Source organism: Amycolatopsis sp. NPDC003861, assembly GCF_053605405.1.
Map to the genome: position 1 here is coordinate 75,346 of NZ_JBSGJD010000007.1, position 10,369 is coordinate 85,714.

A 10,369-nucleotide genomic window follows, 5' to 3' on the forward strand; every position below is an offset into this window, starting at 1 on the left:
GGAGGACCTCCGGTCTCACCCGCGGCCGCTCACTCCGATGCCGTCGGCCGCCGGGACAGCTCCATGGCCTGGTCCCGGCGCGGGAGCGGGCGCAGCCGGTAGGTGTAGTGGTAATCCCGGTTGGCGAACAGCTTGTACTCGTCGTGCGTCTGCGCGCCCCAGCTGTCGTCACCGCCGACGCCCATCTGGTGGTGGTTCAGCCGCAGCACCACTTCCGGGCGCGGCGTGAGCTGGTAGTCGTGGAGTGCGCCGCTCGAGAGGTCCTCCGGGGTGAAGTGGGACGCGTTGACCTCCAGCACCGGCTCACCACTCGCCAGCAGCCCGACACCCCGCCGGTTGGTCAGCGCGATCCAGCGGACGTCGGTCTTGTTGCCGTTCTCCTGGGGACGGATGTAGCCGGTCCACTGCTTCGCCACCGTCGAGGAGTACACGCCCACGTCGGACCCCGTCTTGCGGTCCCAGTGGTTCTCCTCGGGCCCGCGGCCGTAGTAGTCCAGCGTGTCGAACTCGCCGGGCACGAACAGGATCGAGCCGACTTCGGGAAGGTAGGGCAGGTTCGGTGAGCCGGGGTGCACGTCGTGCGCCACGAGGATCTCGCCGTGGCCGAACACCGTGTACGTCGTGGTGTAGGTCGAAGCCACCGAGGTCGGCAGGGTGCCGGTGACCGTGACGACCACCGCCCGGCCCGGCCGGACCGAGACGTCCGTGACGTGCCGGTCGGTGCCCGCGTAGCGCCAGGTGGCGACGCGGCTCGGGTGGCCGTTGCCGACGTCGTTGTCGGTCGGCGCGCGCCAGAAGTTCGGCACCGGCCCGGAGGTGACGAGCCGGACGCCGTGGGCTTCGTAGGCCGTGATGAGCCCGGTGTCCTTGGCGATCGACACGCTGAACCCGGCACCGGTGATCTCGACGCTCCGGTCGTTCTCGCGCACGGTGGCCGCGGGCACCTGCGCGAGCGGCACCAGCGGGACGGCGGGGCTGCCGAAATCGACCGGCAGCTGCTGCTTCGCCACTTCGAACCCGCGTTCGGCCCAGATCGTGGGTGCCTTGGTGGTGAAGGAAAACCGGAGGAAGTACTCGCCGGCCGGCCGGCCGGGCCGGCGCAGCGGCAAGGTGATCGGCCGGCTCGACCGCGGCGGGACGTCGAGCTGGGCGGGCGTGAGCCGGCCGCGCTGGACGACCTTGCCGTCGTTCACCAGTTCCCAGGCCCCGTCGTAGGCCGTGACGTTAGTGAAGAGGTTCTCGTTGGTGATCGTCACCCGCCCGGTGGGCAGGTCGGCGCCCGCGGAGACGTTGATCGCCTGGTAGACGTGCTTGACCTCGACGGCTTTCCCGCTGATCCGGCGGTCGGCGGTGACGATGCCGTTGGCGCAGAAGTTGCCGTCGTTGGGGTTGTCACCCCAGTCGCCACCGTAGGAGAGGTAAGTCCGCTCGGCCGGCTGCTTCTCCGCGTAGCCCGCGGTGGCCGCGTCGAACCAGAACCGGACGGCCGGGTCCTGCGGGGACCGGTCGGCGGCGAGTTCGGCCGCGGTCAGCGCCCGCGCGTAGACCCGCGCGCCCCGGATCCGGCCGCTGAACACCCGCTCGGGGTTCTCGTAGTCGGTGCCGAGCGCGAGCTGGGCGGCGGTGCTGTCCGGGACGCGATCGGTGCCGGTCCGGGCCACGGCTTTGCCGTCCACGTAGAGCGTCAGCGTCTTCGCGTCGTGGTCGAGGACGCCGGCGACGTGGTGCTCCTGGCCGACCCAGTCCGCGGGAAGCGGTGCGGTGGCCGAAATCCAGCCGCCGGAGTACACGAAGAACTCGAGATTGGTCTCGCTCTGCTTGAGCGAGTACTGGTGATCGCCCTTGGCGACGATCGGCTGGTGACCGCCCACCGCACCGGCCGTAACCCACGCTTCGAGGGTCACCGAACCGGTCAGGTCCAGGCTCCGCGCGGGCGGGAAGACCGCGGCTCCCGCCAGGCCCTGCCCGGCGTCGAACGTCGCGGCGGGTGCCAGTTCCGCGGTGAGAGCGGCGGGGCCGGTCTCGGTGACCAGCTTGCGCTTCGGTGTCGGCCAGTACAGCCCCTGGTCCACGAAGTCCCAGATGAACCCGCCTTGCAGTACCGGGTGCGCGCGGATGACGTCCCAGAACTCCTTGAAGTTCCCGGTCGAGTTCCCCATCGAGTGCGCGTACTCGATCATGACGTACGGCCGGGTGTCGGCCGTGTCGAGCGCCCGCTGCTCGAGCGCGACCGGAGTCGGGTACATCTGCGAGCGGATGTCGCTGGTGCCCGGCCGGTCGTCCCCTTCGTACTGGATCACCCGGGTCGTGTCGTAGGAGTGGATCCAGTCGTACATCGCGGCGAAGTTGCTGCCCGAACCGGCTTCGTTGCCGAGCGACCAGATCACCACGCTCGGGTGGTTCTTGTCGCGGTGCACCATCGCCTGGGCCCGGGCCAGCACCGCGCCGGTCCACTCCGGCTTCGAAGCGGGGTACTGGTCGCGGACGCCGTGCGTCTCCAGGTTCGCCTCGTCGACGAGGTACAGGCCGTACTCGTCGGCCAGTTCGTACCAGGCCGGGTCGTTGGGGTAGTGGGACGTGCGGACGGCGTTGATGTTCAGCCGCTTGATCAGCCGGATGTCCTCGACGAGATCGGCGCGGGTGAGCGCGCCGCCCCGGGCCGGGTGCTCCTCGTGCCGGTTGGTGCCGCGCAGGCTGACCGGCTGACCGTTGATCCGCATCAGCCCGCCGGTGAGCGCGAACTCGCGGAAACCCACGCGGGCCGAGAGCGTCTCGATCGGCTTCCCGCCCGGATCACGCAGGACGAGCACCGCGGTGTAGAGGTTCGGCTGCTCCGCCGACCAGAGCTTCGGTGCGCGGACACCCTGGGCCGCCCGCACGGTCACGTCCTGCCCGGCCGGCGCCGAGCCGAGCCCGACCTGCTGCCGCAGCGGCTGTCCCCACACCGGTCGCCGGTTTTCGTCGTACAGCTGGGTTTCCACGGTGTAGGTGCGGTTGTCCGCGCCCCCGTAGTTGCGCACGCTCGCCGTGACGGCGAGGTCGGCGTTCGTGTAGCCGTCACGCAGCTCCGGGTCGAGCCGGAAGTCGCGCAGGTGCACCGTCGGCGTGGAGAACAGGTACACGGAACGGAAGATGCCGGACAGCCGGATCATGTCCTGGTCTTCCAGCCAGTCGCCGTCCGGGAAGCGGTAGACCTCCACGGCGAGCTGGTTGGTCCCCGGCTTCAGGTGGTCGGTGATGTCGAACTCGCCGGGTGTGCGGGAGTCCTCGCGGTAGCCGAGCAGCGTGCCGTTGACCCACACGTAGAACGCCGACTTCACGCCGGCGAAGTGCAGGAACGTCCGCCGGCCCGACCACCCGGCCGGGACCTGGAAGGTCCGCCGGTACTGGCCGACCGGGTTGAACTTCGTCGGCGCGAACGGCGGCTGGGCGTTCTCGTTCTGCCCGTTGGCGCCCCACCAGGGATAGGTGATGTTGACGTAGATCGGGAAGTCGTAGCCGTGCAGCTGCCAGTTCGACGGGACCGGGATGGTCGCCCAGGAGCTGTCGTCGACGTTCTCGCGGAAGAACTCCGGGTCCCGCGCGTCCGGCCGGTCGGCGTGCCGGAACTTCCAGTCGCCGTCCAGGCTCTGGCGGAACGGCGAGCGGGTGCGGTCGCCGGCCAGCGCCTGCCCCAGGTCGGCGTACGGCATGAGCGTGGCGTGCGGCGGTTCGCTGCCGATGTCGAAGATGCCGATGTTGTTGTTCCACTCGGGGAACCCGTTGGGCGGCGCGGCCGGTCTCCGCGTGGCGGCCACGGCCGGGCAAGCCAGCGACGAAAGCGTCGCCGGTAACGCCAGCGTGCTCAGCAACGCGGCCCCACCGCTCAGGAAAGTGCGCCGGCTGAGCGCGCGACGGTACTCGTGCGACATCGTGAACCACCCCGTTCTTCGACGCGCAGAACGTTACCTTCCCACCCCGCGAAGTCAACGTTCTTTCGCATAGTCAAACGGACAGAATGTTGAGTTCTGTTCGACAATGGTTGTTCACCGGAATGGCGGAGTGACCGCGGGCCGGCGGATCAGTCCGTGAGCAGGTCCGGAAAACCGAACAGGGCGACCAGTGCGGGATCGTGGAACTCGACCACGTGGGAGATCCCGGTGACCGTCGGGGTCAGCACTACGATGCCGTGGGCCCGGAGCGCGCCGCCGGCGTCCCGGTGGTGGACGGCGGCGGCGGGCTGGCCGTTGGCGGTCGTGGGGCTCATCCGCCAGTCCCCCGGCTTTCCCAGGACGTACGTGCCGAGCAGGTGCAGGCACTTCGCCCGGCCCGCGTACCAGTCGCGGAACGGGGTGGCGTCCGTGCGCAGCACCTGCTCGAGCAGGCCGACGTCGGAGCGCTCGAAGGCGGCGAGGTAGCCGTCGAGCAACGCACGTGCCCGTCGGTCGGCCGGTTCGAGCAGGTCCTCGGCCGGTGGTTCGAGGTCGTCCAGGCGGGCCCGGGCTCGCTGGAGACCGCTCTTCACCGCCGCCGTCGTGGTGCCGAGGATCCGGGCCGTTTCCGGCGCGGTGAAGGCCAGCACGTCCCGCAGGATCAGGATCGCCCGCTGGCGCGCCGGCAGGTGCTGCAGGCTGACGATCAGCGCGAGCCGCACGGACTCGCGCGTCACCACGGCCGCCGCCGGATCCACGACCCGGTGGTCCGGCATCGGCTCCAGCCAGGCCACCTCGCCCGGCGCCGCCGGGACGGGCGGGCGTCCGGGCCCGTCGTGGGGACCGGTCAGGCCGGACGGGAGCACCCGGTTCCGCCGCGGTTCCAGCGCGGTCAGGCAGACGTTGGTGGCGATGGCGTAGAGCCAGGACCGGATCGACGCGCGGCCCTCGAAGCCGGCGTAGGACCGCCACGCCCGGAGGTAGGTCTCCTGGACCAGGTCCTCGGCGTCGTGCGCCGAGCCGGCCATGCGGTAGCAGTGCGCCAGCAGTTCCCGGCGGTAGCCCGCGGTTTCGGCATCGAACCGCTCCCGCTCCCGCCCGGGCACGGCCGCGGGTCGCCTGCTTGCCATGCGTTGCTCCTCGTTCCGGCCGACACTCCCCCGCATACGACCGGCGGAGCGCGGAAAAGGAATCGAAGCACAGGTCAGCAGGCTTCCGGCGTCGGTCATGGCAGCAGGGCCAGCTTGCCGATGGTCTCCCGAGCGGCCAGTGCCGCGAGGGCCTTGGGTGCGTCGGCCAGGTCGTAGGTGACCGGGTGTGCGGGCTTGACGACCCCGGTCGCGACGAGCGCGGACAACTCGCCCATGACCTCGCCGAAGATCCGGGGCGCGGCCTCGATCAGGGTGCCGATGTTGAGGCCGATGACCTGCACCGGGTACCGGTACACGAGTTCCCGGTTGGTGAGCGGGGCTTCGCCGCCCGCCAGTCCGTAGACGACGACACGGCCGGTGACCGGCTTGGCCGCGGCCAGGCTCGCCCCGAAGGTGGCGCCGCCGGCCGATTCCAGCACCAGGTCGGCACCGCCGGTCAGGCGCCGCACTTCGGCGGCGAGGTCGTCGTCGCGGGAGTCCAGGATGTGGTCGGCACCCAGGGCCCGCACGGTCTCGTGCTTGCCCGGCGAGGCGGTGCCGATGACGGTCGCGCCGTAGTGCTTGGCCAGCGTGACCGCGGCCTGGCCGGTCGCGCCCGCCGCGGCGTGGACCAGCACGGTCTCGCCGGCCGCCACCCGGCCCAGCGGCTTGAGCGCGGCGAGCGCGGTGGGCCAGTTCACCGCCAGCCCCAGCGCCTGCTCAGTGCTCCAGCCCGCCGGCACCGGCATCGCGGCCGCCGCGGGCAGGACCAGGTACTCGGCGAAGGCCCCGTCGCCGACGCCGATCACGCGCGTCCCCGGCGGCGGACCCGCCACCCCGTCGCCGACCGCGACGACCTCGCCGGCCGCTTCGAACCCGGCCGGGTACGGCGGCCGGGGGCCGTCCCCGAACGTGCCGCAGGCCTTCGAAAGGTCGGCGAAGTTGACCCCGGCGGCGATGACCCGGATCAGGACTTCACCGCGGCCGGGGCCGGGCACCGGTGCGTCGGTGATCAGGCGCATGTCGTGCGGGCCGTTCAGCGAGGTCTGGTGCCAGGCGCGCATGGTGGCGGGAACGTTCACGTCGATCGGCTCTCTTTCCCGGCCGGTTCCGCCACGGCGGCGGGCCGTCGGCCGGACATGGAGACCGCATCGAGCGGGCGAAGGAATCGGCGGCCTGGTCCGCGCCGGCCAGGATCGCGGCCTTCCTCCCGCTCTCGGCCGCACTGCGGTACGCCCGCGAACGGCCCGACCGCCGGGAGGGACCTACCGCGGCCGGAGCCCGACCAAGGGAAGCTGCCGGGCCAGCTTCCGCCGGGCGAGTTCCGAGCCGTCGTAACGCCACCCCAGCAGCTTCCCCAGCGCGAACCGCACCAACGGCGCGGCCACGCGGTTGCGGTGTTCGTACCCGGCGATGACCGCGACGGCCTCGTCTTCGCCGAGGACGCGGTGCGCGGCCGGGAACCGGCGGCTACCGACGATCACCTCGACCGGCGGCCGTGCCTGGATGTTGCGGAACCAGTCCGCTCCCGCGCCGAGCCCGGCGACCACGATGTACTCCTCGCCCGCGCTGCCGACGACTTCGAGCACGGTCCGGTACCTCCGGCCCGACTTCCGGCCGAGGTGGGTCAGGCACAGGAACCGACGGCCGAGCAACCGGCCCAGCCCGTGGTCGTAGAGCCGGACCGGAGCGCGGAAGACAAGCCGCAGCACCGGGTTCACCGCGCGGCCCCGGCCGAGACGCGGCGAAGGTCGGTGACCACAGCCGTCAGCTCTCCCCTCGCCCGGATGCCCGACGCTCGCAGCGGCCTCCGGCACTCCCTTCCAGACTACTGCCTTGCGATCCGGCTCAGCCGAGCACGAAGTAGCGCAGCCAGAGGTAGGGCGCGGCGATGAGCACGGTGAGCAGGGTGACCTGGGCGCCCTTGCGGGTGAACTCCCAGAAGGAGATCGGGCTGCCCGACCGCGCGGCGATGCCGAGCATCACCACGTTGGCGCTGGCGCCGATGGCGGTCATGTTGCCGCCGAAGTCGGCGCCGAGGGCCAGTGACCACCACAGTGCTTCGGAGTGCGTCGGGTCGGGGATGTCCTGGGTCAGGGCCAGCACCAGCGGGCTCATCGTGGCCACGTACGGGATGTTGTCGATCACGCCGGACAGCAGCGTCGAGACCACGAGGATCAGCATCACGGCGAACAGCGCGTTGCCGCCCGTCGCGTCCGCGGCCAGCTCCGCCAGGTCGGCGATCACTCCGGTTTTCACCAGCGCGCCGATCATGACGAACAGCCCGGCGAAGAACAGCAGCGTCTCCCACTCGACACCGGCCAGGTAGTCCTCCGGCTCGACGCGGGAGATGACCACCAGCACACCGGCGCCGAGCAGGGCCACGACCGACGGCTCGACGTGGATCAGCGAGTGCCCGACGAACGCCGCGAACACGCCGAGCAGCACGAGGCCGCACTTGAGCAGCAGGCCGCCGTCCCGGATCGCTTCGCGCTCGTTGAGCCGCATGATCCCGGCCACCCGGGCCGGGTCGACGGCGAACGAGCCGCGGAACACCCAGCGCAGCGCCAGCGCGAACGCCAGCAGCTCGATCGCCACGATCGGGGTCATGTTGACCAGGAAGTCGTTGAACGACAGGCCGGCCCGGCTGCCGATGATGATGTTCGGCGGGTCACCGATCAGCGTCGCCGCGCCGCCGATGTTCGAAGCCAGCACCTCGGCGATGAGGAACGGCGTGGGCTTGAGGTCGAGCCGGTCGCAGACCAGCAGCGTGACCGGGGCGATCAGCAGCACGGTCGTGACGTTGTCCAGGAACGCCGACGCGACCGCCGTGATCAGCACCAGCAGGACCATGATCCGCAACGGGGAGCCCTTGGCGCGCTTGGCCGCCCAGATGGCGACGTACTCGAACACCCCGGTGCGGCGCAGCACGCTGACGATGACCATCATCCCGAACAGGAGGAAGACGACGTCCCAGTCGATGCCGGTGTCGTGGGAGTAGAACGCGTCGGCTGAATCGGTCACGCCGAACGCCAGCACGACCCCGGCGCCGGCCAGGGCGACGGCGGTCTTCGGCAGCTTCTCGGTGGCGATGAAGGCGTAGGCGACGACGAACACCGCGACGGCCAGGACGGTGCTCATCGCACCGCCGCCACGATCAGCCGCGCGCCAGCGCCAGCTCCAGCAGCCGGGACGCGGAGATCACGCCGAGCAGCTGCTTGTCCTCCATCACCGCGACCAGCGGGCAGCGGAGGCGGGCCATGATCGCCGCGACCTCCACGATCGTGTCGTCGGCCTGCACCCGCGGCAGCTCCGACGGCTTCTCCGGCAGCAGCGCCCGCACCGGCTTGCCACTCAGCTTGTCCGCGACCCGGTCGGCCATCGACTCGTCCAGCACGCCGGCCAGCGACGGATCGTCCTGGACGTAGCTCGGCACGAGGAACCGGACCACCTGGGACGCGGGCAGGATCGACTGCGGACAGCCGGCGGCGTCGGTGACCACGATGCCCGGCAAGCGGTGTTCCGCCAGCAGCCGGACCGCCGTCAACCCGTCGGAGTCCAGGTCGACGACCGGGAACTCCTCGGCCATCTCCACAGCGTGCATCAGCCCAGCGTACGACCCCGTCGCCCGGTTCGCGGCGCACTGTCCGGTCCTCCTGTCGGTTTCTTGACGGCCGGTCGGCAGGGGCGATGAGGGCACCGGCGAGCAGGAACAGCGGTACCGTCCGCGCGGCGACACCGGAAAGGCAGGCCCTGATCAGCAGGACGACGCCGAACGCGAGTAAGAGCGCCATGGAAAATCCGTCCTCGAGCCGGGTCCTCCGCCCACTCCGGACGCAGGGCCGACCAGACTTCCCGGCACACCACGCGCAAAGATGCCGCAAAGAACCAGCCGGCGCAAACCGGCGGTGCGCGGCGAGTGGCAGGCAAGGCAACGCGACCAGTCCGGCCCGGACCACGCATTCCGCGGCGACCAGCCGCTCGCCGCGGGAGCGCAGGACGGTCGACCGGCCCGGCGATCGGCGGCTTCGGCGATCGCCGGTGCCGCGGCGGTGGCGGCCACCTCGATGCCGACGAACCCACCGCCGATCACGACGATGCCGGTGAGCTGCCGGGCCGACCCCCGGCAGCTCACCGAGCGTCGCGCAGCTGGCGCCGTGAGCTGATGCCGAGCTTGCCGAAGACGTTGCGCAGGTGCCATTCCACGGTGCGCGGGCTGAGGAAGAGCCTCGTGCCGATTTCGGGGTTGGAGAGGCCTTCGCGGACCAGGCGCGCGATCTGGAGCTCCTGGGCGGTCAGCTCCTCGGTGGTCCCCGTCGTGCGTTTGCGCGCGGTCTCACCGGTGGCCAGCAGCTCGCGGCGCGCGCGGTCCGCGAAGGCGTCGAGGCCCATCGCGGACGTCATGGTGTGGGCCGTGCGCAGGTGCTCCCGGGCGTCGGCACGCCGTCCCTCGCGCCGGAGCCATTCGCCGTACAGCAGGTGGCCGCGGGCCAGTTCGACGCGCAGCGGCGTCCCGGTGAGCAGCGCGATCGACGCGGCGTAGCACTCGTCCGGGGTTTCCCCGGCCAACGCCCGCAGCCGGGCTTCGAGCGCCCGGACCCAGGTCGTCGGCGTGGCGCGGGCTCGTTCGGACATCCGGTCCAGCGCGGCGGCGACGAGGCCGTCGTCCCCGGTCCGGGACGCGGCTTCCGCCAACTCGGCCGTCGCCAGGGCCTGGTGGCCGACGGTGTCGTCCTCGAACACCCGCCGCGCCGCGTCGCGGGCGCGGTCGTGGCGGCCGAGGCCGTTGCCGAGCACGGCGTTCGCGTAGCCGGCGAACCGCACGACCCGGCCCTGGCCCCGCTCGGCCGCCTCCTCCGCCGCCACCGCGCTCTCCGCGGTGTCCCGCCCGCGCAGAGCGGCGAGCAGGATCGCGCTGTACCCGACCGGACGGCCCCCGGTGACCTCGGCGAGCAGGCGGTCCTCGTCGACGAGCGCCTGCGCCGCGCTCAGGTCGCCGGCCACCAGGTCGTGATTGGCCAGGAAGTTGAGGGCGAACTGCAGCTGGACGAGCGCACCGGTCTCGCGCGCCAGCCGGACCTGGCGCTCGGCGAGAGCGCGCCCGGCCGCGTAGTCCAGCATTTCGGTCGCCAGGGTGCCACCGGCCCGGTTGCCCAGCAGCCACAGCACGCGTCCGGTGTTCCCGCCGCCGGTGTCCAAGGCCCGGACGGCGTCGACCGCCGTGGTCATCAGCGGATGTCACGACAAACGCCCCCACCTTCGGCATTATCGGTTTATCAGTTCGGCCGATCGGAATATACGCGCCCACCATAGTGTGTCGCTGGATTG

The 10,369-nt window shown here is 71.4% G+C and carries 8 protein-coding genes; 1 reads left to right on the forward strand and 7 read right to left on the reverse strand.

The genetic code is table 11. The features are described 5' to 3' along the window. Positions 1–29: 29 nt before the first annotated feature. From ACWEVN_RS03845 to ACWEVN_RS03870, 6 genes are all read right to left on the reverse strand, one after another. Complete coding sequence (locus ACWEVN_RS03845; protein WP_452050136.1) at positions 30–3,911, reverse strand: glycoside hydrolase family 2 TIM barrel-domain containing protein; 3,882 nt, start codon at positions 3,909–3,911, stop codon at positions 30–32. Positions 3,912–4,060: 149 nt separating this feature from the next. Further along, positions 4,061–5,041, reverse strand: coding sequence for an RNA polymerase subunit sigma-70 (locus ACWEVN_RS03850; protein ID WP_452050137.1), 981 nt, complete (start codon positions 5,039–5,041; stop codon positions 4,061–4,063). A gap of 95 nt (positions 5,042–5,136) precedes the next feature. Next, positions 5,137–6,123 carry a zinc-binding dehydrogenase gene (locus ACWEVN_RS03855; protein ID WP_452050138.1) on the reverse strand — a complete coding sequence of 329 codons (987 nt, stop codon included), beginning with the start codon at positions 6,121–6,123 and terminating at the stop codon, positions 5,137–5,139. Positions 6,124–6,306: 183 nt separating this feature from the next. Next, a complete protein-coding gene (locus tag ACWEVN_RS03860; RefSeq protein ID WP_449680910.1) occupies positions 6,307–6,753 on the reverse strand; it encodes a nitroreductase family deazaflavin-dependent oxidoreductase in 447 nt (148 codons plus the stop codon). A 136-nt stretch (positions 6,754–6,889) separates the two neighbouring features. Next, the gene (locus ACWEVN_RS03865; RefSeq protein WP_452050139.1) at positions 6,890–8,182 is read right to left on the reverse strand and encodes an SLC13 family permease; all 1,293 of its coding nucleotides are present in this window, start codon (positions 8,180–8,182) and stop codon (positions 6,890–6,892) included. A 16-nt stretch (positions 8,183–8,198) separates the two neighbouring features. Further along, positions 8,199–8,645: a CBS domain-containing protein gene (locus tag ACWEVN_RS03870; RefSeq protein ID WP_449680908.1), complete on the reverse strand. Its 447-nt coding sequence runs from the start codon at positions 8,643–8,645 to the stop codon at positions 8,199–8,201. Positions 8,646–8,916: 271 nt separating this feature from the next. Here ACWEVN_RS03870 and ACWEVN_RS03875 point away from each other — a divergent pair, with 271 nt between their 5' ends. Further along, on the forward strand, positions 8,917–9,207 hold the full coding sequence (locus ACWEVN_RS03875; RefSeq protein ID WP_452050140.1) for a hypothetical protein: 291 nt from the start codon (positions 8,917–8,919) through the stop codon (positions 9,205–9,207). On the opposite strand, the gene ACWEVN_RS03880 is transcribed toward ACWEVN_RS03875, so the two are convergent. Then, positions 9,173–10,270 (reverse strand): LuxR C-terminal-related transcriptional regulator, encoded by a 1,098-nt coding sequence (locus tag ACWEVN_RS03880; RefSeq protein ID WP_452050141.1) that lies wholly within the window; start codon positions 10,268–10,270, stop codon positions 9,173–9,175. The two genes, ACWEVN_RS03875 and ACWEVN_RS03880, sit on opposite strands and share 35 nt — an antisense overlap. Positions 10,271–10,369: the final 99 nt, after the last annotated feature.